Below are 20,994 nucleotides of genomic sequence, written 5' to 3'. Positions count from 1 at the left end.
GCTACGAGAGGCGGCGGGGGCGCCGGTAGGCTTCCTGTATGAGTGCTGAACCGCGTCCCGAGAAGCCCGCGAAACCGGCCAGGCCGGCGGGCCGGTTCCGCCGGATGATAGAGCGGCTGTCCACCTCCCAGGAGGAGCTGCATTCGGCGGAGCTGCAGGAGGACGCAGAAGCCGCGGGGTGCACGCGGATCTGCGACTGCCACGACCGTCAGATAGTGAAGGTGACCGGCACCCTGCGTACCGTCACCCTGCGGCCGCGGGCGGGCGTGCCCGCCCTGGAGGCCGAGCTGTTCGACGGCTCGGCCGCGCTGGACGTGGTCTGGCTCGGGCGTCGCTCGATCGTGGGAATCGAACCCGGGCGGCGCATGATCGCTTCGGGCCGCATCTCGATGAGCCACGGCCGCCGGGTGCTGTTCAACCCGAAGTACGAACTCCGCCCACTCGGACAGGAGCACTGACCGGTGACGTCACTCGACAAACCGACCACGCCGGACCCGGGCGCCGCGCCCGCCGACGACCAGAGCGCGGTCACGCAGGCGGCGCTCTTCGACGCCTTCGGCGGCATCCGGGGCACCGTGGAGACGATGCTCCCCGGCCTGCTCTTCGTGATGATCTACACGATCAACAAGGACGTGAAGATGTCCGCCATCGCGGCGGGCGTCGTCGCGGTGCTGCTGGTGATCGTCCGCCTGGCGCGCAAGGACACCGTGAAGCACGCCTTCAGCGGTGTCTTCGGCGTCGGCGTGGGCGTGGCCTTCGCCCTCTTCACGGGCAGTGCCAAGGGCTTCTACCTGCCGGGCATGATCTACGGGGTCTGCCTGGGCCTGGCGTTCACGCTCTCGGCGCTGGTGGGGTTCCCGCTGCTGGGGGTGATCCTGGGGCCGGTGTTCAAGGAGAACCTCTCCTGGCGCACCCGCAACCCGGGGCGCAAGAAGGCGTACACCAAGGCCAGCCTGGCCTGGGGGCTCATCTTCCTGGCGAAGTACGCGATCCTCTTCCCGCTGTACTGGTGGGGTGACGAGACGCAGCTGGGCTGGGTGCTCATCGCGCTCAAGCTGCCGCCGATGGTGCTGGCCGTGTACTTCACCTGGGTCTTCCTGGCGAAGGCGCCGCCGCCGATCGACGTGATCGCCGAGTACGAGGCCGAGGAGGCGGCGCAGGCCGCGCAGGCCGCGCAGCCGGGGCAGTCCGGGCAGTCCGGCCGCCACAAGCGGGCCTGAGGACGGCACCTGAGGACGTGAGGAGGGGCGGGGTGGCCATCCGGTCACCCCGCCCCTTTGCCATGTTTCCTGTGCTTCGCGTGCTTCGCGTGCGCTGCTAGCGACGCGCCTGGAGGAGTTCCTCCAGCTGCTCCTCGCGGGCCTGGGCGGCCACGAAGAGGAGCTCGTCGCCCGGCTCCAGGGTCTCCTCGCCGTGCGGGGTGAGCACCCGGTTGCCGCGGATGATCGTGACCAGGGAGGTGTCCTCCGGCCAGGAGATCTCGCTGATCTGGGTGCCCGCGACCGAGGAGTCGGCCGGCAGGGTCAGCTCCACGAGGTTGGCGTCGCCGTGGCTGAAGCGCAGCAGCCGCACCAGGTCGCCGACGCTGACGGCCTCCTCGACCAGGGCCGACATCAGGCGCGGCGTGGACACCGCGACGTCGACGCCCCAGGACTCGTTGAAGAGCCACTCGTTCTTCGGGTTGTTCACGCGGGCCACCACGCGCGGGACCCCGTACTCGGTCTTCGCGAGCAGCGAGACGACCAGGTTCACCTTGTCGTCGCCCGTCGCGGCGATGACCACGTTGCAGCGCTGCAGCGCCGCCTCGTCGAGCGAGGTGATCTCGCAGGCGTCGGCCAGCAGCCACTCCGCCTGCGGTACCCGCTCCACCGAGATGGCGGTCGGCGCCTTGTCCACGAGGAGCACCTCGTGGCCGTTCTCCAGCAGCTCGCCCGCGATGGAGCGGCCCACGGCCCCGGCTCCGGCGATCGCGACCCTCATGCGTGTGCCTCCTCGGGGCCCTCGGCGAGGGCCGCCTCGACCTTGTCGATCTCGTCCGTGCGCATCATCACGTGGACGAGGTCGCCCTCCTGGAGGACGGTCTGCGAAGTCGGCAGCATCGCCTCGCCCAGGCGGGTGAGGAACGCGACACGGACGCCGGTCTCCTCCTGCAGTTTGCTGACCTTGTGGCCGATCCAGGCCGCGGAGGTGTGCACCTCCGCGAGCTGCACGCCGCCGCTCGGGTCACGCCACAGCGGCTCCGCGCCCGAGGGGAGCAGCCGGCGCAGCATCTGGTCGGCGGTCCACCGCACGGTCGCGACGGTGGGGATGCCCAGGCGCTGGTACACCTCGGCGCGCTTGGGGTCGTAGATGCGGGCGGCGACGTTCTCCACGCCGAACATCTCGCGGGCCACGCGGGCTGCGATGATGTTGGAATTGTCACCACTGCTGACGGCGGCGAAGGCGCCCGCCTCCTCGATCCCGGCCTCCCGCAGCGTGTCCTGGTCGAAGCCGACACCGGTGACGCGGCGGCCACCGAACGAGGCCCCGAGCCGGCGGAATGCGGTGGGGTCCTGGTCGACCACGGCGACCGTATGCCCCTGCTGTTCCAAGGTCTGCGCGAGGGCGGAGCCCACCCTTCCGCAGCCCATAATGACGATGTGCACGGCCGTCCTTCCGGCTGACAGCTGCTCGCTGGTTTCCAGCCTCATTGCATGCTCTGGCTAATCAGGGTCTCAGACCATGGCCCAAGCTACACACGGGTGGTCACCAGTGTGACCATTTGGGGTCAGGCAGGTGCTTCATTGGAGGCGCATTGGTGTGGATAGGGGGCAGGGGGTTCGTCAGCCACATTTCGAACGCTTACGATCCTCTGCGTGTCCAAACTGACCGACGTGCCCAAACGGATCCTGATCGGCCGGGCGCTGCGCAGCGACCGCCTCGGGGAAACGCTCCTCCCCAAGCGGATCGCCCTTCCTGTGTTCGCATCCGACCCACTCTCCTCGGTGGCATATGCCCCCGGTGAGGTTCTGCTGGTCCTGTCCATCGCGGGTGTGTCGGCGTACCACTTCAGCCCCTGGATCGCGGTCGCGGTCGTCGTGCTGATGTTCACCGTGGTCGCCTCCTACCGGCAGAACGTCCACGCCTACCCCAGCGGCGGCGGCGACTACGAGGTGGCCAACACCAACCTCGGACCCAAGGCCGGCCTCACGGTGGCGAGCGCCCTGCTCGTCGACTACGTCCTCACCGTCGCCGTTTCCATTTCCTCCGGAGTCGAGAATCTCGGCTCCGCCGTCGATTTCGTCATCGAGCACAAGGTGCTCTCGGCGATCGTCATGATCCTGCTGCTCACGCTGATGAACCTGCGCGGAGTGAAGGAATCCGGGAAGCTCTTCGCCATCCCGACGTACGTGTTCGTCGGCGCCGTGTTCGTGATGATCGCGTGGGGCGCCTGGCGCGGCCTCGTGATGGGCGACACGATGGAGGCCCCGACCGCCAACCTTGAGATCAAGGCCGAGCACCAGGGGCTGGCCGGCTTCGCGCTGGTCTTCCTGCTGCTGCGCGCCTTCTCCTCCGGCTGCGCCGCCCTGACCGGCGTCGAGGCGATCAGCAACGGCGTACCGGCCTTCCGCAAGCCCAAGAGCAAGAACGCCGCCACCACCCTCGCCCTCATGGGCGGCCTGGCCGTCACCATGTTCTGCGGGATCATCGGCCTGGCCATGGCCACCGACGTGAAGATGACCGAGGCACCCGCCACCAACCTGCTGGAGAACGGCGTACCGGTCGGCGACGGGTTCGTCCAGCACCCGGTGATCTCCCAGGTCGCCGAGGCCGTCTTCGGCAACGGCAGCTTCCTGTTCGTGGTGCTCGCCGCGGCCACCGCCCTCGTCCTGTTCCTGGCCGCGAACACCGCCTACAACGGCTTCCCGCTGCTCGGCTCGATCCTCGCCCAGGACCGCTACCTGCCGCGCCAGCTGCACACCCGCGGCGACCGGCTCGCCTTCTCCAACGGCATCGTGCTGCTCGCGGGCGCGGCCATCCTGCTGGTGTGGATCTACGACGCCGACTCCACCAAGCTGATCCAGCTCTACATCGTCGGCGTGTTCGTCTCCTTCACGCTGAGCCAGATCGGCATGGTCCGGCACTGGAACCGCCACCTGAAGACCGAGCGCGACCAGGCCGCCCGCCGCCGGATGATCCGCTCGCGGGCGATCAACACCTTCGGCGCCTTCTTCACCGGCATGGTGCTGGTCGTCGTCCTCGCCACCAAGTTCACGCACGGCGCCTGGGTCGCCCTGCTGGGCATGCTGATCTTCTACGGCACCATGAGCGCGATCCGTAAGCACTACGACCGCGTCGCCACCGAGATCGCCGCCGACGAGGGCCCCAGCGACGACAGCGTGCGCCCCTCCCGGGTCCACTCGATCGTCCTGGTCTCCAAGGTCCACAAGCCGACCCTGCGCGCCCTGGCCTTCGCCAAGCTGACCCGCTCGGACACCCTGGAGGCGCTCAGCATCAGCGTCGACCAGGCCGAGACCAAGGCGCTGCGGGCCGAGTGGGAGCGGCGCGGGATCAACGTCCCGCTGAAGATCCTCGACTCGCCCTACCGCGAGATCACCCGGCCGGTGGTCGAGTACGTGAAGGGGCTGCGCAGCGAGAACCCGCGCGACGCGGTCAGCGTCTACATCCCCGAGTACGTCGTCGGACGCTGGTACGAGCACCTCCTGCACAACCAGAGCGCGCTGCGCCTCAAGGGCCGGCTGCTGTTCACGCCCGGCGTGATGGTCACCTCGGTGCCCTACCAGCTGGAGTCCTCGGAGCTCGCCAAGCGGCGGGCGAAGAAGCGCCAGGAGTGGAACGCTCCGGGCGCGGTGCGCCGCGGCCCCGTCGACACGCCGAGGCCGAGGGCGAAGGACCCGGCGGCGAAGTAGCCGCGGAGCCGGTGGCGAACGGCCGGAGGAGATCCACGTAAACTGGTGGGTCGGTCCTCCGGCCGTTTCTTTTCTTCGATCCACTTTCCTTGGAGCCCCCTCACCATGACCGAGCAGAACGAGAAGCAGTCACTGGTCGGGGAGGAGTACGAGGTCGAGGTCGGCCCCGTCGCGCACGGCGGCCACTGCATCGCCCGCACTTCGGACGGCCGTGTGCTGTTCGTCCGCCACACGCTGCCGGGCGAGAAGGTCATCGCGCGCGTGACGGAGGGCGAGGCGGACTCCCGCTTCCTGCGCGCCGACGCGATCACCGTCCTCACCGCCTCCAAGGACCGCGTCGAGGCCCCCTGCCCGTACGCCGGCCCCGGCAAGTGCGGCGGCTGCGACTGGCAGCACGCCAAGCCGGGCGCGCAGCGCCGGCTCAAGGGCGAGGTCGTCGCCGAGCAGCTGAAGCGGCTCGCCGGGCTCACCCCGGAGGAGGCCGGCTGGGACGGCACCGTCATGCCGGCCGAGGGCGACAAGCTGCCCGCGGGCCAGGTCCCGCAGTGGCGCACCCGCGTGCAGTTCGCGATCGACGAGACGGGCCGGGCGGGCCTGCGCAAGCACCGCTCGCACGACATCGAGCCCGTCGACCACTGCATGATCGCCGCCCCGGGAGTCTCGGAACTCGGCATCGAGAAGCAGGACTGGCCCCAGATGGAGACGGTCGAGGCGATCGCCGCCTCCGGCTCCAGCGACCGCCAGGTCGTCCTCACCCCCCGCCCGGGCGGCCGCCTCCCCCTGGTGGAGCTCGACAAGCCGGTCTCCGTCCTCCGGGTCGAGGAGAAGGACGGCTCCACGCACCGCGTCCACGGCCGCCCCTTCGTCCGCGAGCGCGCCGACGGCCGTACGTACCGCGTCGGCATGGGCGGCTTCTGGCAGGTCCACCCGCAGGCCGCCGACACCCTGATCAAGGCCGTCATGCAGGGCCTGATGCCGCGCAAGGGCGAGATGGCCCTCGACCTCTACTGCGGCGTCGGCATCTTCGCGGGCGCGCTCGCGGAGCGCCTCGGCGAGACGGGCGCGGTCCTCGGCATCGAGTCGGGCAAGCGCGCGGTGGAGGACGCCCGCCACAACCTGGCGGACTTCCCCCGGGTCCGCATCGAACAGGGCAAGGTCGACACCGCCCTTCCGAAGACCGGCATCACCGAGTGCGACCTGGTCGTCCTGGACCCGCCCCGCGCGGGCGCGGGCAAGCAGACGGTCCGCCACATCGCGAGCCTCTCGGCCCGCCGCATCGCGTACGTCGCCTGCGACCCGGCGGCCCTGGCCCGCGACCTCGGCTACTTCAAGGAAGCCGGCTACAAGGTCCGCACGCTGCGCGTCTTCGACCTCTTCCCGATGACGCACCACGTGGAGTGCGTCGCGATCCTCGAACCCATTGGAAAGGGCCTCTGACCTGCGCGTCAGGGCAGTGTGCGTGATCTGCGCCGTGGGCGTTACGGGCGATGTCCCGACGCGGATTCGGCGCTCGTGACGCACGTTTGACGCACGCGGTCGTCGACTCCTGGTAGGCCATCGGTCATGGAAGGGTGCCTCGCACGGCAGATCGTGATCCCGCCCGCGCGAGGTGCTCCTCCATGTGACTCCCGGCTGTGCTTGTCGCCGAGCGGCCTCACCCGAATGAGACCGGAGACCGGAGACGCCGGCTCGCGCGATGCGACCCGGCTCGGCGACCTCTTGTCCGGGTACCGGCGCCGGCTTCGAGTGAGATCGCACGCCAACAGTGGGAACGCGAGGGGCCTGGCCGGTGCTCGCTGTCGTCGCGTTCCACGGCCTCAGAGGCCGGGCTGCGGAGGGCGGCCCTCGGTGGCCAGGGTGCGGTTCTTGTAGGGCTTGGCTCCGGTGACCTCCGGGCCGAACCACGACGGCGGGGCGAAGTGTTCGGCCGCCTCCAGCGAGGGGAACTCGACTTCGGCGGTACACAGGCCCGCGAGGGACTCCGCGTAGACGTCGACGGAGGCCACGGTGGTGTCCAGGGGGACGGTGTAGCGGGTCTTCACCAGACGGGCGGCGGCCGTCGCCGGCCAGAGTTCCTCGAATTCCGCCCGGGTGAGCGGGCACTCGACCTCGGTGCGGGCGAGGGAGCCGGTGCCGCGTTTGACGCCGAGGACGTAGGCGCCGTCGATGCTGCGCAGGCGCACTTCGGTGCCGTCCGGGGTGATCGCGATGTAGCCCTGCTCGATGGGCTGCGCGTGCGCGCCGGGCGGCGGCGTGAAGCCGTCGAGGAGGAACTTGCGCTCAATTTCCAGGGGCACGGCCGGTCTCCTCCTGCCGGGGTACGGCAATCAGCGCCGGAAGCCGGCGCATGTCGGTGAAGACGACCGTGTGAGGCGCCGTCAGCCACGCGGCGGGGGTGAGTCCGCCCGCGTAGCCGAAGCCGCGCATGCCTGCGGCCCCGGCGGCCTGGATGCCGAAGCGGCTGTCCTCGACGACCGCGCAGCGCGCCGGTTCCACGCCCATGGAACGGGCGGCGTGCAGGAAGAGGTCGGGAGCGGGCTTGCCGCGTTCGACCTCGTGGGCGCTGAAGATCCGGCCGTCGAACCGGTCGTAGAGGCCGACGCGGCCCAGGGTGTGCCGCATCTTGTCGTGGCTGCCGCTGGAGGCGATGCACCACTGCTGTGGGCCGAGCCCCGCGGCGTGCAGGCCGTCGAGTGCTTCCTCGATCCCGTCGACGGCCTGAAGGCCGGTGTCGACGGCCTGGGCGTGCATCTCGCGGAAGCGCTCGTCCCAGATCCGGGCGGTGGCGGGGCCGACGCGTTCGGCGATCTGCTCGCCGATGGAGGTGGTGGAGCGGCCCACGAAGCGCTCCATGACCTCGGCTTCGGTCAGCGGCCAGCCCAGCTCCGCCCCGAGTGCGACATGGGTGCGGACGGCGATGGGCTCGCTGTCGACGAGGACGCCGTCGCAGTCGAAGATGACGAGTTCGACCGGTTCGGCCGGGTGCGCGCTCAACGGATGCAGCCCTGGCTGATCAGGAGGCGGCGGATCTCTTCGACCCGTTCCGCCCCGAGCCGCCGCTTGGCCTGGTCCTCGGGCTTCTCCGCCTTCTGGCCGTACTGCCACCAGGCCTCGCCGGTGTCGCGGTTCATCACCACGAAACGGTCCTTCTCCGCGGGGCCGCGGACGATCAGCGAGGTGGTGCCGGGCGCGGAGCTGACCGTGTGGACCATGGTGTGGCGGATGACGTAGCCGGATCCGGCGGTCTCCTCGCGGACCAGGGCGGGGGCGCCGATGCGGGTGGAGGTGTCCAGGTTCTCGTAGTCGCCGAAGAGGTGGTGCTGGTAGCTGCCGTGGAGGATGCGGCTGCCGAAGCTCCACCGGTGGTTGTGGGGGCGGTCGAAGCCGCTGCCGGTGAAGACGTGCAGCCGTACGCGTACGTCGCTGGCCTTGTCGTTGACGAGGACGACACGGTCGAGTTCCTGGAGGCGCTCGCACTGGGCGAGGAGTTCGGGGGTGCGCAGCACGTGGTCGAAGGCGTCGTTCAGCCAGGTCGGGGAGGACACCAGCTCGCCGAGGAGCTCTTCCATGGGGCCGTGCAGGGCCGGCATGTCGCTCCAGTCCAGCGCGGCCAGCCGGGCCGGGTCGATCAGCGGCTGCGGGGTGGTCGTCGTCATCGCGTCACACTTTCCGTCTCGTGGTGGGCGGCCAGCCACTGGCGGGCCTTTTCGTGGTGCTTGGGAAGCATCTGCGGGGCGTCGAGGAAGCGGGGCAGCAGGTGCCGTTCGGTGGTCAGGGCGCGCAGCATCAGCCCGATGGTGACGCCGTGGCCCGGGCGCTTGACGATCTCGATGGGGTCGCCCGCACCGACGGTGCCCTCCTTGAGCACGCGCAGGTACGCGCCGGGGGCGCCATGGGCGATGAACCGGGTGACGAGGTCCGGTACGTCCCAGAAGCCGGCGAAGACGCGACAGGGTTTGCGGGCTCTGATCACCTCGAACACGGCGTCCCCGATGGCCCACTGTTCCCCGACTTCGGCGCCGGTGATGTCCAGGCCGGTGGTGGAGAAGTTCTCGCCGACGTTTCCGGGGTGGACCTCGCGGCCGAGCTCGTGTTCCCAGAAGACGGCGTCCTCGCGGGCGAAGGCGTAGACGGCCTTGTCGGGGCCGCCGTGCACCTTGGGGTTGGCGACCAGGTCGCCTTCCAGGCCCCAGGTGCGTGCCGTCACCCGGTGCGGGACGGGGCGCTTGTCGATGCCGCTGCGGCCGACGTCCGTCCAGGATCCGGTGCGCTCGACGCCGAGGTTGACGGTGGCCAGCACGGCGCTCACGAGGCGGCTCCCGCCGGGTGGCCGGCCGGCCGCCATGCCTGGGTGACGTTGGGGACGGTGGGCGTCACGCCGGGGGTGTTCATCACGGTCAGCAGATGCGTCACCACGGTCAGCAGGTCCCAGCGGTGGGGGCTGTCCACGGGGGTGGCGCGGGTCAGTTCGAGGATTTCGGCGAGTGGCGGCGGTGTGCCCTGGGCGCGCCGGCGGGCGGGTTCGCCGAGCGGGCCGGGGGCCTCGGCGAGCCGTCCCCAGCTGGCCTCCAGGTCGAAGTCGTGCGCGGGGTGGCGGCTTTCGAGGTCCTGGAAGGCGGTGAGCACCTCGAGGCGGGCGTCGTGCCCGTCCAGGATGCGGCGGCGCATGAGTTCGCGCCGGGGTTCGTCGCAGATCACGGCGATCTCGCGGAGCACGTCGGCCGGTTCGTCGGAGATGTGCGTGAAGTTGAAGAGCCCGTTGACGACGCCGAGCCGGTGGCGCAGGTGCTCGGGTCCGCGCAGGGCCGGGTCGGCCGGTCCCTTGAGCGCGTTGAGGCGGACCGCGGCGGGCAGGGCGCCGGGGGTCCAGCGCTCGTCGCGCAGGACCAGGGCGATGGTGTCGGTGCTGGGCAGGATGACGTCCATCGCCTCGATGCGCTCGCGGGAGGCGATGTTGAACTGGTAGCGCCAGACCTCGCGGATCGTGAGCCGGTCGTGCCGGAAGCGCACCATGTCGACGGGGTGGAAGCCCTCTTCCCGCAGGATGCGCAGAGCGGGCCGCAGCCGGCGGCCGGCGGTGGCCTCGGACTTGAGCATGCACAGCGCGACGCCGAGCATCTGTCCGGTCATGTCGCCGAAGGTCCAGCACGCCTCGCGGAAGTACTGGTCGACCGCGTACAGGTCGGCCTTCTCCCGGGACCAGGTGACGGCATCGCGGATGTCGGCGCCGACCTCGGTCAGCCTGTCGACGGGCGGGCTGTCGGAGCGCAGCAGACTCATGTCTGGTCGTGTCCTTCCTGCCAGAAGGCGGGGGTGCGGGCCCCGGCCGGCGGCCGGGCGAAGACGGCCGCGAGGAACCGGGCCTCGGCCAGTCGCAGCGGGGTGTTGGGAGCGGCGTGCTCGGCCGTCGGCCAGGTCAGGAGCTCCTTCTGGGCCGGGTAGTTCGCGTGGGCGGCGTACCCGGTTTCCGGTGCGCAGCGCAGGTCGCGCCCGGCCACGGAGAACAGTGCCGGGCAGCGGCCGTGGGCGGCGAGCCGGGCCACGTCGAACAGGCCCAGGGTCCGCAGGGCGCGCGGGGCGAGGTCGGGGTAGGACTCGGCGAAGCGCAGGAGCTCCCGGTAGGGCTGCCGGTCGGGGAGGCGGGCCAGGTCGGTGACGGCGGAGAGGAACGGTGATTCCACGAGCGCCGCGGCGACCAGGGGGCTCAGCACGGCGGCGGCCAGGGCGAGCTGGCCGCCCTGGCTGCAGCCGGCGGTGGCGATGCGTGCGGGGTCGACGGCGGGGTGGGAGGCGGCGGCCTCGACCGCTCGTACCGCGTCGGTGTACGCGTCGCGGTAGTAGTAGGTACGGGGGTCGAGGATGCCGCGCGTCGTGAAGCCGGGGACCTGCGGGTGGGTCAGGCCGACCGGGTCGGGGGTGGCGCCCCGGCGGCCGCCGGCGCCGCTCTGGCCGCGGGTGTCGACGACGAGGGTGGCGTAGCCGAGGGCCGGCCACAGCAGCCGGTCGAGTGCGTGGCCTCGGCCTTCGCCGTATCCGAGGTACTGCACCACACAGGGCAGGGGGCGGGGGCTGTCGGCGGGCAGGAGGAGCCAGCCGCTGATCCGGTGGCCGTGGGCGCCGGCGAAGGAAAGGTCGTACACCGCGGTGCGGGGCAGCGGGGTGGCTTGCCTGACGGTTTCGGTGGCGAGGGGGAAGGCCGCGGCCTCTTCCAGCGTGGTGCGCCAGAACGGTGCGGGCTGCTCGTGGTCGTCAGTGGCGGGCACCGGTCACCGCCCGCGCGTGCTGGTGGCTCCCGTGGCCGTCCGTCGAGGCCGTGACGAGGCCGGCGTCCTGGGAGGGGTCCTCGGCCGGGTCCGGGCGGAGGTCCCCGGCCGAGCCGTGGGTGAGGTCTTCGGCGAAGTCCTCGATGAGCTCGTCGACCATCTCGCGGCAGTCGCCGCAGCCCTCGCCGGCCCCGCACTGCTCGCCGATGCCGTCGGCGGTGGTGATCCCGCTCCGGATCAAGCCGATGATCTCGTCCTCGGTGACGCGGTGGCAGACGCACACGTGGGGGCTGGTCATCGAGGGTCCTCCTGCCAGGCGCTGAGCAGGACGTTGGGGAAGAGCCGCTCGATGCCCGGGGTGTTGAACCGTACGGTCGTGGTGAGGACGGACAGCAGGTCCCAAAGGTCGGCCGGGTCCGCGTCGGAGTGCTGGGCGGCGCGCAGCAGTTCGGTCGCGGTGACGGTCCTCCCCGCCGCCCTGGCGCGGGCGGCCTCACCGGCGGGCGCGGCGGACCGGGTCAGCCGCTGCCAGCTGTGTTCCGGGTCGAGGTCGTGCGGCGGCGTCGCGTTCTCGATCGCGTCGAAGACCCGGCGCGCTTCCTCGCGTGCGTCGTGGCGGGCGAGGATGCGCGTGCGCACGCGGATCCGGTCCCCCTCTTCCAGCAGCAGTCCGAGGTCGCGCAGGACGTCGATGGGTTCGTCGGCGGTGTGCACGAAGTTGAACAGGCCGTTGAGCGCCCCGAGCCGCTCGCGCAGGTGCTCGGGGCGGCGCAGCTCAGCGGTGGCGGGGCCCTTGAGGGAGGCGAGCCGGACCGAGGCGGGGACGGCGCCCGGCCGGTGGCGTTCGTCGTGCAGGACGAGCAGGACGCTGTCCAGGGACCGCAGGTACAGGTCCATGGTGGCGATCCGCTCGCGGTCGGCGAAGTTGAGCTGGAAGCGCCAGGTCTCGCGGATCGTCAGCCTGCTGTGGCGCACCCGAAGGACGTCAACGGGCCGGAAGCCGTGGTCGCGCAGCGCTTCCATGGCCGTGCCGTAGCGGCGTCCGACGGCGGCGTCCGGCTTGAGCACGCACAGGGCGGTGCCGAGCACGTCGTCCACGTGGTCGCCGAAGGTCCAGGCGGCTTCGCGCAGATAGGTGTCCGCGCCGAAGAGCCGGGCCTTGACCGGTGAGCGGGTGATCGCCGCCAGCAGCCGCGGCGGTATGTCGTGCATGCGTTCGCCGGGGTTCCCCGTCGTCCCCATCATGGTGCTCCTTGCTTTGCTTTCACTACGGTCCGCGGTCGCGCCGTGCTCAGAGGAGGGCGATGCGACGGCGCTCGGCGTCGACGTGGCAGCCGTGACCGAACTGCGTTCCCGTGAGGTCGATCTCCGGGAAGAAGGTCCGGTAGGCGGTGAAGGAGACCAGGTGCCAGATGTCGCTCTCGCCGACGCCCAGGGCCCTGACGTTGGCGATCTGCTGGTCGATCGGCTGGGTGCCGGCGGCGACGACGCCCTGCTCCTGGTACCAGAGGTCGCTGCCGGCCTCCTGGTGGAGGTCCTGGCCGGCGAGGCGCGCGGTGTCGCTGCGGTCGGTCATCAGCATCATGTTGTGGGGGCCGACGATCTCGATGGCGCGCTTGGCGATGGCGAAGTCGACGTGTTCGCCGTCGAAGTTCAGGCAGGCGGCGATGCGGCCCTGGTGGGCGCCGCGCATGATGGCGGCCGGTACGGGGCCGACCTGCTCGTGGAGGTCGGCGAGGTTCCACGACGGCAGGTCGTAGCTCGCCAGCAGGGCGTCGCGGTTGGCGCGGGCCTTGGAGGTGCGGAATGCGTGCTTGATCAGCAGCGGCATCTCGTTGAAGAGGTGGTCGGTGACCACACGGACGCCGGTGTGCGGGCAGTCGGCAGCTTCGGCCGCCGCGAGCACTTCTTCGATGCAGTCGGCGCCGATCTGCGGGTCTTCCTTGGCGAAGTGGCCCAGGGCCGGCCGGATGCCGTTCTCGACGAGGCGGGTGACGATCCACTCCAGCGGGGGGTGGTCCGGGGTGAACTGGGCCGCGAGGTAGGAGCTGGACTGGAGGGCATCCGGGGAGATCATGATGTAGACGAGGCCGAGGGGACCACAGCTCGCGAGCTTCTCCCACTCTTCCTTGGAGGGCGCCCACACCGAGGAGGCCGGGGTGCCGCCGAAGCTGGCGACGAGCGGTCCTTCCAGGGCGATGGCGGGGATGAACGGCAGTTGTCCGTCGGCCTTCAGCGCGGCGAAGCCCCGCATGAACTCCACGAAGCCGTCGAGCCGCTCCTGCTGGAGGTAGAGGGTGGGGATGCACAGCAGGCCCTCGGACGCGGCGTGCTTGTCGACCGCGTGGAGGTCGATCTCCGCGAAGTTGGAGAAGTCGACGTCTCCCAGCCCGTGGCAGTGCACCTCGACCGGCAGGGAGGGCACGAAGTAGGGCTCGTCGACGGCCAGCGGACGGGGGGTCAGGCCGTCCCGGACGATCAGGCCGTCACGTCGGCCGGCGGTCGCCGCGAAGGCTCCGCGCGGGTCGATCCAGGCGTTCGCCGAGGGGCTGAAGGTAGACATGTCGCTCACTTTTCTCTCTTGGGTGTTCTAAGGGCCTGTCTTTCGGATCAGGCCGGGCTCGACGGCCCTAGGCGTTGCCGAGCGCGGTGCGGGCGGACGCGCGGCGCACCGCCAGGTGCAGGAAGAGCACGCCGACCGCGAACCAGACGGCTCCGACGAGCAGTTCGGCCGGCACGGCCGCCCCGTATGCCCGGCCCGCGAGGCTCCGATCGACCGCGCTCATGGCGTGGCTGAGGGGCATGGCCTGGCTGACGGGCACCAGGAAGCCGGGCAGCCGGTCCTGCGGCACGAGGGTGCCGGACAGGATCATGAGGATCAGCTCCGCCGTGTTCGGCCCCACGAACAGGTCCTCGATGACCAGGGCGAGCGCCGACAGCGACAGGCCGAAACCGGCGGTGGTCAGTACGCCGACGGCCAGCAGGCCGGAGAACTCCGCCACTCCCATCGGCAGGGTGGTGTAGAGCAAACAGCACACGAGGTACGTGCACAGTCCTCCGACGATTCCGTCCACGATGTGCGGCAGCGCCCGCTGGCAGGCCGAGGCCAGCTTGTTCTGGGGTGAGGCCAGCCAGATCCCCAGGGTCCCGAACGAGCGCTCGTTCCCGATCGACAGGGCCATGCCGTACACGACGGCGCCGGCGCCCGCCAGCAGGCTGCAGGCGACGAGCATGCGCCCGGCGGCCGCCCCGTAGTGCGTGGACAGGGAGATGAACGCGATCGCCGTGCCGATCGGGCGGACGATGCGGGAGCTGAGGTAACCGAGCGGGTTGAGCCAGGTGAACAGGGCGCGGTACGAGAGCGCCGCGCCGTGCAGGGCGGCGCCGGCGGCGCTGCCCTGGCGGTCCTCCGTGAGGGGGGCCATGGGTTACGCCTCCAGGGGTAGGGCCTGGCGGCGAGCGTTGCTCTCCAGCCGCCGGACGGCGAGGACGACAAGTCCGCAGAAGACGCCGGTCAGGGCGAGGGCGGCGAGCAGTTCGCCCGTACCACCGCCGCGGACCCAGGCCATGACGTGGGACTGCGGGATGACGAGCGCGAGCTTCTGGACCGGGCCCGGCAGGGCGGACTGCGGGACGATGAGCGCGCTGAGCGCCATCACCAGGCCGGTCAGTCCGTTCGTCATGCCGGCCGAGTAGGGGAAGCGCAGCACCGCGAAGCCGAGCAGGCCCACCACGGAGGCGGTCGCGAAGGCCAGCAGGACTCCGCCGGCGAGCCAGCGCGCCCAGTCGAAGCCGTCGCCGAGGCCGAACAGCAGCAGCAGGACGACCAGCGTGCCCGGCAGGGCGGTCAGCGACTGGACGGCGGTGCCGGTCAGTCTGCCGAGGACCACCGGAACGAGGCCGCCGGGGCTGCCGAGGGCCGCGTAGAGCGTCTTCCACTGCTTCTCGCCGAGCAGGCTGACGACGACGAGCACGATGATCGAGTCGAGCATGCCGATGCCCGCGGAGCCCACTGCCATGTCACCGGAAGTCTCGCGGGCGGCGCCGGTGGCATTGGCGTGCACGACGAACGCGAAGACGCAGGGCATGGCCAGCGTGGAGAAGACGGCCATGGGGCTGGAGGCGTGCATCCGCAGCTGGTCTGCCATGGCCCGCAGGAAGGTGGGCAGGGGCCATCCGAGGCGGCCGGCGGCCTCGGCCGAGTGGGGGGTCAGGGCCGTCATGAGGTCGCCACCATGTCGAGGAAGACCTCTTCGAGGGTGGGCGGGGTGACGGCGACGCTGCTGGTCATGCCCGGGAAGGTGGCGAGCAGCCACTGGACGGCGGCGGCCCCGTCGGACACCCGCAGGGTGAGGGCGGCGCCGTTCTGGTCGGTGGACATCAGCCCGGGGCAGTCGCTGATCCCGTCGGGGATCCGCGCGGCGGAGAAGACGGCGTTGACCACGTGTCCCAGGCGTTCGGCGGCGGTCAGCCGCAGTTCGGCGGCCGTGGACTCGGTGTGGACGCGGCCCCCCTTCATCAGCACGACGCGGTTGCTGAGTTCCTCGGCTTCGCGCATGTCGTGCGTGGTCAGCAGGATGCTGCGGCCCTCCCCCGCCAGCCGTGCCACGAGGGCGCGCATGGCGGCGGCGGACTGGGGGTCGAGGCCGGCGGACGGCTCGTCCAGGATGAGCACGGCCGGGTCGTGGAGCAGGGCACGCGCCAGGTGCAGGCGCTGCTTCATGCCACGGGAGAAGGAGCCTACGAGGTCACCGGCGCGGTCGGCGAGGACGACCTCGTCGAGCAGCAGCGCGGCCCGGGCCTCCAGCCGCGCGCCGCGCAGGCCGTACATCAGCCCGAAGAATTCCAAGTTCTGGCGGGCGGTCAGCCTCGGGTACAGGCCGGTGTCGCCGCCGAGGCTGAATCCGCAGGCCAGGGAGGCGCGGCGGCGGGAACGCACGACGTCGTGCCCGTTGATCAGCACGGTGCCGGAGGTGGGCAGCAGCAGGCCGGTGAGCATTTTGACGGTGGTGGTCTTGCCCGCGCCGTTGGGGCCGAGGACGGAGACCAGTTCGCCGGGGCCGACGGTCAGCGTGACGTCGTCGACCGCCCGGCGCACGATGCCGTCCTTGGTCGTGAACTCACGGACGAGTCCCCGGGCTTCGAGGCCCTTGCCGAGCGTGTTCATCGTTCTCTCGCTTTCGAGGTGACCCGGCTGAGATCCATCTCCAGGTATCCGCCACCGGCGGAGATCTGTCCGGGGAAGTACGACACGTGCTCGCCGACCGCCGTGACGGACGCGAGGAAGTCGATGGCCTCGCCCTCGACGGACATGGGACGGAAGGCTTCCTGAGGGACGCCGTCCACCGCGCGGGCGGCCAGCAGGCGGAAGGCGAGCTGTCCGCCGGAGCGGAACTCCTCGACGCCCAGGGTGCGGGCGTCCACGACCACGCAGCGTTCGCCGTCCAGCAGGCCGGCGCCCGCGCCTGCCGGGGTCAGGCGGACGTTGCCTGCGCCGAGCTGGGGGAAGTTCTTCAGCGGGTTCCACCAGGCGTGCCCGGTGAGCCGGCCGGCCGTGGCCGCTTCGGCGCCCTCACCGCCGGCGTGTGCCTTGCGGGTGGCGACGGTGTGCTGGACGCCGTCCGGGCCGACGAGGGCGGTGGCTCCGGTGGCCGTGCCCTCGCAGTCGAAGGAGCGTGCGCCGCACGCGTCGGGGCGGGGGCCCTCGTCCACGAGCGAGGTGATCAGGGGCGCCGGACGGGTGAGGGGGTTGAGCAGGATCGTGCTCGTCAGGGCGCGCAGCAGCTGGGCGGTGGCGGTGGGGGCGAAGACGACACGGGGGCCTTCGTAGGGGCGCTCGCCCGCGCACATGCCCGTCTCCATGAGGCTCAGTTCGCGGCCCAGGCAGGCCGGGTCGATCGCGTCGAGCCCGGTGGCGTACCGGGAGGCGGAGACCGCGCGGGTGCCGTCGGCGCTGGTGGCGACGGCCGTCAGCTCGACCCCGTAGCACTGGTCCCGGACGGGGGTGCCCGCGGTGTGGGCGTGGACCGACTCGCGCAGCTGGTCGCAGATCTGCAGGGCGCCGAGGTGCTGTCCGGCGCCGAGCCGGGCGGCGACGGCATCACGGAGGTCGGCCGCGCCTGCGGCGGCGGAGGCCATGTCGAGCCGACCGGTGGTGGTCTGCCAGCCGCCGTCCGAGGCAGCGGCGCGGTGGTGGGCCGGGGTCCGCTCGGTGGCGGGCAGGGGGCTGCCGAGATGGAGGAGCCGGCGTCCTGTGGCGAGGAGGGCGGCCGTTCCCTGTTCACTGAGCTGCCCGGCGTTGAGGTACAGCTCCCGGCCGGCGTGGCCGAGGCGGACGAAGCCGCCGAAGCCGGCGTCGTCGTGGAAGAGCCGCTTGCGGCCCGCCGGGTCGACGGTGAGCCGGCGCCGGGTGGTCCGTTCGAGGTGGGTGGACGCGTGCTCGCCCGTGCGCAGAGCGGCTTCGACGGCGGCCGTGGTGGCCAGGGCCTCGGCGGTTCTGGTCTCCAGCACTCTCATGCCGCGCTCCAATCCAGGGCGGAGTAGCGCATCGAGGGCGAGAAGAGACCGATCCCGATCATCTGGCCCTGCTTTCCGCAGGTGATGCTGTCGCCGCCGAAGTCCGAACCGACCGCCTCGGCCCGGCGCAGGGTGTCCAGGGCGTCGCCGAACAGGCTGACGTCGCGGACCGGGACACGGTGCCCGTCAGGGGTGAGGTAGGTGCAGTTGAGGGCCGCGAAGGAGAACTCTCCGGTGGCGAGGTTGATCATCCCGGCGCCCAGGCAGCCGACGTGCAGCAGGCCCTCGCGGGAGGTTTCGGCCAGCGCGGCCGGGTCTTCGGTGCCGGGCGGAACCACGGTGTTGCTGGCCCGGGGCAGCGGCAGTTCGCGGTAGTCGCGGCGGCGGCCGTTGCCGGTGGGGGTGTAGCCGTGGCGCTGGGCCGCGCGTACCGAGGTGAGGGGCGAGCCGATCTCCCCGTTGGCCACCAGGACGGTGGTGCGGCCTTCGGTGCCCTCGTCGTCGATGGTGTACGAGCCGTATCCGTCGGCGAGGGTGGCGTCGTCGTGCAGGGTGAGCAGGTCGGGGACCGCGCCGGGCTTGCGCAGCGCGGTGATGTAGTCGCTGCTCATCGCGAAGTTGTCGCCCTCCAGGGCGTGCCCGACCAGCTCGTGGAGGAAGCCGACGGCCGCGGTCGGGCCGAAGACGACGGGGGTACGGTGGCGGCCGCGCAGGGCGGCCCGTGCGGAGTCGTGCGCATGGCCGAGGGCCACGCGGGCGACGTCCTGCGGGGTGGTGGGCCCGCTGTCCGCGCCGCGGCCGTGGCCGTGGCCGGCCGCCGGGCCGCGTTCGAGCCAGCGGTTGAGGCCGCGGTAGCGGCCACCGTCGGTGGTGACGGTGGCCTCGACGCGGCGGCGGACGAGGCGGGAGGCGGAGCTCGCCCGCACGCCGTCGGTGTCGGCGACGGCGATGGTGCGTGCGGTGAAGTCCTCCATCGTGCGCAGGGAGTGCGGCACGGAGGCGTCGTGGACGAGCCAGTCCTGCGCGGCCACGGGCGTGAAGCGGATGTCTTCGCGCTCCGGCCACCGCGCGGCGGACCCGGCGGACCCGGTGGGGCGCACGGGACCGGCGCCGGAGGCCTGCGTTGCGTCCAACCAGGCGGGAAGCGCGTCGAGTTCGGTCACCGGGAAGGCACGGTGGCGCCAGCGGTCGCCGGTGCGGACCATGGCGCCGAGCCCGTCGCGCGGCTCGGCGCAGGTGGCGAGGACGTCCCCGTCGAGGCACTCGACGCGTACCTCCAGGGTGCTCTCGGCGTAGACCTGCACATAGTCCGCGGAGCCCCGCAGCCGTTCCACGGCCCACTGGGCCAGCTCCAGGAGCTGCCCGGCGCCGTCGTCGTGCCCGGCCGCGGGTCCCCCGGACCTCCCCGGCTTCCCGGGTCCTTCACTCATCACGCTTCCCATCGCCGTGCGCCCCGGTCAGATCGAACGCAGGACGGAGTACGGCTGCGGCTGCACCAGGTCGCGCTCGCGCAGCGACGCCAGGAGCTTCTCGACGCGCTCGGCGGTCATCGTCTTCAGGGCGGGAACGTGCTCGGCGAGCTGTTCCACGGCCTTCACCACGTCCTGCGGTCCGCGGCCGTCGCACAGCGCCCAGACGAACGCGGCCGGGTCGCGCAGCATCAGCTGGCGGCGCAGCTCCCAGTGGAGAAGGACGCCCTCGTCCTGGCCGAGGACGTTGTACGAGGGGTTGCGCCACAGGCCGTCGGCGGCGGGCACGGCGGGGGCGGTCCAGGCCGGCCAGACGTCGAGGGGGACGTTCTGGCGGCTGAGGAGCTGGCTGGCGGCGATGCAGGTCTGCACGAAGAACACCAGCTCTTCGGCGGCGGCGGTGCCACGGTCGGTCCAGGTGCCGCGCTGGAAGTCGGTGAACGCGGCCTTGGGGAAGCCTTCGACGGGGGTGCGGGCGAGCTGCTTGTAGACCCACTTCTTGCTGTGGTACAGGTCGCCCGAGGCGGCCGCGACGGCCTTGCCGGCGTAGGCCGTGAGTTCCTGGCCGACCAGTGCGGCCGTCTCCAGGTCGCCGTCGACGGAGGCACCGAGGAAGTCCTCGAGGTGGCCGTTGATCGCGATGGCCGAGTGGTTCACCGCGACCTGGCGGATGGCGCCGATGGACTCATCGATGCGCTGCTGGAAGGCCGTGAGCGCCGGGGAGGAGAGCAGGATCTCCGAGGTGTACAGGCGGCAGACGAAGTCCAGTTTGGACGGCAGCTTGTGAAGGTCCGTCAGGTTGTCGCGACGGAGGCGGAATGACGTGATTTCGCCTACGGCTTCCTCGACGAAGGCGAGGGTGTAGCGCTCCACGTCCACGCGGTGCCCGTCGACGTTGTACTGCGAGACGTCGTCGCCCATAGCTGCTTCGTCGGCATAGAGGACGAACAAATCGGCATCACTGGTGGGATTCCCGAGTCCGGCCGTCAGGCTTCCCGCTATGTAAATCGAGTCGATTGACCCGTCATTGTTGTCGGAAAGCGCGCGGGCCAGCTTGCGCGCCGCTTCCATCTTTTCTTCTATGACCGAGCGCGCCACGTCCGGTACATCCCTTCCGTAATGTGGCGGGGGCCGGGAGGCCCCCGCCAGCCAGCTTCATCAGATGTTGCCGATGTTGCCGATGTTGCCGATGTTGCCGATGTTGCCGATATTTCCGATGTTGCCGATGTTGCCGACGTTGGCGGCGTTGTCCTCGGCGGACTCGAACTCGACGATGTCGTCCTCAACCTCGATGACGTCCAGGTTCTCCATGTTTTTCACCTCCTTGAACACGTAGTCGCCCACTCGGGCGCTCAGGAGCCTGCGAGCTGCAGGACTCCCATCGGTCACACCCCATTGCTGCGCACGGGTGCGCAGGCAGGGGGATCCCGAAGCTCTGTGGAAGGACTCACACCATGTGAGAGGAAAAGAAAAAAGGGGGACAACGGCATTCAGGCATGCCGAAATCACCGCGCGGCAAAGAAAATGCACAGACGTACGGCCGCGCCCGAAGAAACCGCGAGTCACTGCGGTATATCGGCTGACTCAGCCGCGAACTCCCCGACTCCCCGTTCTGATACGGCGCCTTCAGGCCCGCATCCGCTCCCCCGTGTAGGTCGACTGAAACTTATCCACGGCCTGGAGGGACGTCAAGATCTTTTGGCAGTTCATAGGGGTAGTTCAACAAAATGTGTAACCCTCTGCATAGACCAGCTTCTCACCGGCGGCCAAATGGGTTAGTCGCCGTTAATCGACTATGTTGCCGATATCCGGACAGGACCCCCGGTACGGCAGCCT

Annotated in this window: 22 protein-coding genes; 4 read left to right on the top strand and 18 right to left on the bottom strand. The window is 70.9% G+C overall.

Going from position 1 to position 20,994, the window contains the following annotated elements:
• Window positions 1-38: 38 nt before the first annotated feature.
• Together ACZ518_RS21940 and ACZ518_RS21935 are read left to right on the top strand one after the other, a co-directional pair.
• The gene (locus ACZ518_RS21940; RefSeq protein ID WP_125816976.1) at window positions 39-458 is read left to right on the top strand and encodes an OB-fold nucleic acid binding domain-containing protein; all 420 of its coding nucleotides are present in this window, start codon (window positions 39-41) and stop codon (window positions 456-458) included.
• 3 nt (window positions 459-461) lie between these two features.
• Complete coding sequence (locus ACZ518_RS21935) at window positions 462-1,220, top strand: DUF3159 domain-containing protein (RefSeq protein WP_469114677.1); 759 nt, start codon at window positions 462-464, stop codon at window positions 1,218-1,220.
• A 97-nt stretch (window positions 1,221-1,317) separates the two neighbouring features.
• Here the strand turns inward: ACZ518_RS21935 and ACZ518_RS21930 are convergent, their stop codons facing one another.
• Both ACZ518_RS21930 and ACZ518_RS21925 read right to left on the bottom strand, forming a co-directional pair.
• A complete protein-coding gene (locus tag ACZ518_RS21930) occupies window positions 1,318-1,980 on the bottom strand; it encodes a potassium channel family protein (protein WP_267032211.1) in 663 nt (220 codons plus the stop codon).
• The gene (locus tag ACZ518_RS21925) at window positions 1,977-2,645 is read right to left on the bottom strand and encodes a potassium channel family protein (protein WP_469114676.1); all 669 of its coding nucleotides are present in this window, start codon (window positions 2,643-2,645) and stop codon (window positions 1,977-1,979) included. Before ACZ518_RS21925 ends, ACZ518_RS21930 begins: the two co-directional genes overlap by 4 nt.
• A gap of 210 nt (window positions 2,646-2,855) precedes the next feature.
• On the opposite strand from ACZ518_RS21925, the gene ACZ518_RS21920 reads away from it, so the two are divergent.
• Both ACZ518_RS21920 and ACZ518_RS21915 read left to right on the top strand, forming a co-directional pair.
• On the top strand, window positions 2,856-4,910 hold the full coding sequence (locus tag ACZ518_RS21920) for an APC family permease (RefSeq protein ID WP_469114675.1): 2,055 nt from the start codon (window positions 2,856-2,858) through the stop codon (window positions 4,908-4,910).
• A 105-nt stretch (window positions 4,911-5,015) separates the two neighbouring features.
• The gene (locus ACZ518_RS21915; protein ID WP_469114674.1) at window positions 5,016-6,347 is read left to right on the top strand and encodes a class I SAM-dependent RNA methyltransferase; all 1,332 of its coding nucleotides are present in this window, start codon (window positions 5,016-5,018) and stop codon (window positions 6,345-6,347) included.
• Window positions 6,348-6,727: 380 nt separating this feature from the next.
• On the opposite strand, the gene ACZ518_RS21910 is transcribed toward ACZ518_RS21915, so the two are convergent.
• From ACZ518_RS21910 to ACZ518_RS21835, 16 genes are all read right to left on the bottom strand, one after another.
• Window positions 6,728-7,207 carry a CYTH domain-containing protein gene (locus tag ACZ518_RS21910; RefSeq protein ID WP_469114673.1) on the bottom strand — a complete coding sequence of 160 codons (480 nt, stop codon included), beginning with the start codon at window positions 7,205-7,207 and terminating at the stop codon, window positions 6,728-6,730.
• Entirely contained in the window at window positions 7,191-7,904 is a 714-nt protein-coding gene (locus ACZ518_RS21905; protein WP_469114672.1) for an HAD family hydrolase, read from the bottom strand. The genes ACZ518_RS21910 and ACZ518_RS21905 overlap by 17 nt, the downstream gene beginning before the upstream one ends.
• Window positions 7,901-8,566, bottom strand: a complete 666-nt coding sequence (locus tag ACZ518_RS21900) for a hypothetical protein (RefSeq protein WP_469114671.1) — start codon at window positions 8,564-8,566, stop codon at window positions 7,901-7,903. The genes ACZ518_RS21905 and ACZ518_RS21900 overlap by 4 nt, the downstream gene beginning before the upstream one ends.
• On the bottom strand, window positions 8,563-9,219 hold the full coding sequence (locus tag ACZ518_RS21895) for an MOSC domain-containing protein (protein ID WP_469114670.1): 657 nt from the start codon (window positions 9,217-9,219) through the stop codon (window positions 8,563-8,565). Before ACZ518_RS21895 ends, ACZ518_RS21900 begins: the two co-directional genes overlap by 4 nt.
• Window positions 9,216-10,190 (bottom strand): hypothetical protein, encoded by a 975-nt coding sequence (locus ACZ518_RS21890; RefSeq protein WP_469114669.1) that lies wholly within the window; start codon window positions 10,188-10,190, stop codon window positions 9,216-9,218. Before ACZ518_RS21890 ends, ACZ518_RS21895 begins: the two co-directional genes overlap by 4 nt.
• On the bottom strand, window positions 10,187-11,173 hold the full coding sequence (locus tag ACZ518_RS21885) for an acetylxylan esterase (protein WP_469114668.1): 987 nt from the start codon (window positions 11,171-11,173) through the stop codon (window positions 10,187-10,189). Before ACZ518_RS21885 ends, ACZ518_RS21890 begins: the two co-directional genes overlap by 4 nt.
• Window positions 11,160-11,471 carry a (2Fe-2S)-binding protein gene (locus tag ACZ518_RS21880; protein ID WP_469114667.1) on the bottom strand — a complete coding sequence of 104 codons (312 nt, stop codon included), beginning with the start codon at window positions 11,469-11,471 and terminating at the stop codon, window positions 11,160-11,162. The genes ACZ518_RS21885 and ACZ518_RS21880 overlap by 14 nt, the downstream gene beginning before the upstream one ends.
• Window positions 11,468-12,418: a hypothetical protein gene (locus tag ACZ518_RS21875; protein ID WP_469114666.1), complete on the bottom strand. Its 951-nt coding sequence runs from the start codon at window positions 12,416-12,418 to the stop codon at window positions 11,468-11,470. The genes ACZ518_RS21880 and ACZ518_RS21875 overlap by 4 nt, the downstream gene beginning before the upstream one ends.
• A 46-nt stretch (window positions 12,419-12,464) precedes the next feature.
• Window positions 12,465-13,736, bottom strand: coding sequence for a hypothetical protein (locus tag ACZ518_RS21870; protein WP_469114665.1), 1,272 nt, complete (start codon window positions 13,734-13,736; stop codon window positions 12,465-12,467).
• Between the two features lie 67 nt (window positions 13,737-13,803).
• Window positions 13,804-14,598 carry an ABC transporter permease gene (locus ACZ518_RS21865; protein WP_469114664.1) on the bottom strand — a complete coding sequence of 265 codons (795 nt, stop codon included), beginning with the start codon at window positions 14,596-14,598 and terminating at the stop codon, window positions 13,804-13,806.
• A gap of 3 nt (window positions 14,599-14,601) precedes the next feature.
• The gene (locus ACZ518_RS21860) at window positions 14,602-15,396 is read right to left on the bottom strand and encodes a hypothetical protein (protein WP_469114663.1); all 795 of its coding nucleotides are present in this window, start codon (window positions 15,394-15,396) and stop codon (window positions 14,602-14,604) included.
• Window positions 15,393-16,340, bottom strand: a complete 948-nt coding sequence (locus ACZ518_RS21855; RefSeq protein ID WP_469114662.1) for an ABC transporter ATP-binding protein — start codon at window positions 16,338-16,340, stop codon at window positions 15,393-15,395. Before ACZ518_RS21855 ends, ACZ518_RS21860 begins: the two co-directional genes overlap by 4 nt.
• On the bottom strand, window positions 16,337-17,689 hold the full coding sequence (locus ACZ518_RS21850; protein WP_469114661.1) for a metallopeptidase TldD-related protein: 1,353 nt from the start codon (window positions 17,687-17,689) through the stop codon (window positions 16,337-16,339). Before ACZ518_RS21850 ends, ACZ518_RS21855 begins: the two co-directional genes overlap by 4 nt.
• A complete protein-coding gene (locus ACZ518_RS21845) occupies window positions 17,686-19,119 on the bottom strand; it encodes a TldD/PmbA family protein (RefSeq protein ID WP_469114660.1) in 1,434 nt (477 codons plus the stop codon). Before ACZ518_RS21845 ends, ACZ518_RS21850 begins: the two co-directional genes overlap by 4 nt.
• 27 nt (window positions 19,120-19,146) lie before the next feature.
• Complete coding sequence (locus tag ACZ518_RS21840; RefSeq protein WP_469114791.1) at window positions 19,147-20,229, bottom strand: PqqD family peptide modification chaperone; 1,083 nt, start codon at window positions 20,227-20,229, stop codon at window positions 19,147-19,149.
• Window positions 20,230-20,316: 87 nt separating this feature from the next.
• On the bottom strand, window positions 20,317-20,469 hold the full coding sequence (locus ACZ518_RS21835) for a hypothetical protein (RefSeq protein WP_469114659.1): 153 nt from the start codon (window positions 20,467-20,469) through the stop codon (window positions 20,317-20,319).
• Window positions 20,470-20,994: the final 525 nt, after the last annotated feature.

The organism is Streptomyces sp. NPDC033966 (genome assembly GCF_055575955.1).
This window is presented reverse-complemented; position numbering and strand designations above follow the sequence as displayed.

Coding starts and splice junctions, on each gene's coding strand:
- ACZ518_RS21940 (WP_125816976.1), top strand. CDS start 39: ATGAGTGCTGAACCGCGTCCCGAGAAGCCCGCGAAACCGGCCAGGCCG.
- ACZ518_RS21930 (WP_267032211.1), bottom strand. CDS start 1,980: ATGAGGGTCGCGATCGCCGGAGCCGGGGCCGTGGGCCGCTCCATCGCG.
- ACZ518_RS21915 (WP_469114674.1), top strand. CDS start 5,016: ATGACCGAGCAGAACGAGAAGCAGTCACTGGTCGGGGAGGAGTACGAG.
- ACZ518_RS21900 (WP_469114671.1), bottom strand. CDS start 8,566: ATGACGACGACCACCCCGCAGCCGCTGATCGACCCGGCCCGGCTGGCC.
- ACZ518_RS21890 (WP_469114669.1), bottom strand. CDS start 10,190: ATGAGTCTGCTGCGCTCCGACAGCCCGCCCGTCGACAGGCTGACCGAG.
- ACZ518_RS21880 (WP_469114667.1), bottom strand. CDS start 11,471: ATGACCAGCCCCCACGTGTGCGTCTGCCACCGCGTCACCGAGGACGAG.
- ACZ518_RS21875 (WP_469114666.1), bottom strand. CDS start 12,418: ATGATGGGGACGACGGGGAACCCCGGCGAACGCATGCACGACATACCG.
- ACZ518_RS21870 (WP_469114665.1), bottom strand. CDS start 13,736: ATGTCTACCTTCAGCCCCTCGGCGAACGCCTGGATCGACCCGCGCGGA.
- ACZ518_RS21865 (WP_469114664.1), bottom strand. CDS start 14,598: ATGGCCCCCCTCACGGAGGACCGCCAGGGCAGCGCCGCCGGCGCCGCC.
- ACZ518_RS21860 (WP_469114663.1), bottom strand. CDS start 15,396: ATGACGGCCCTGACCCCCCACTCGGCCGAGGCCGCCGGCCGCCTCGGA.
- ACZ518_RS21855 (WP_469114662.1), bottom strand. CDS start 16,340: ATGAACACGCTCGGCAAGGGCCTCGAAGCCCGGGGACTCGTCCGTGAG.
- ACZ518_RS21850 (WP_469114661.1), bottom strand. CDS start 17,689: ATGAGAGTGCTGGAGACCAGAACCGCCGAGGCCCTGGCCACCACGGCC.
- ACZ518_RS21845 (WP_469114660.1), bottom strand. CDS start 19,119: ATGAGTGAAGGACCCGGGAAGCCGGGGAGGTCCGGGGGACCCGCGGCC.
- ACZ518_RS21840 (WP_469114791.1), bottom strand. CDS start 20,229: ATGGAAGCGGCGCGCAAGCTGGCCCGCGCGCTTTCCGACAACAATGAC.
- ACZ518_RS21835 (WP_469114659.1), bottom strand. CDS start 20,469: ATGGAGAACCTGGACGTCATCGAGGTTGAGGACGACATCGTCGAGTTC.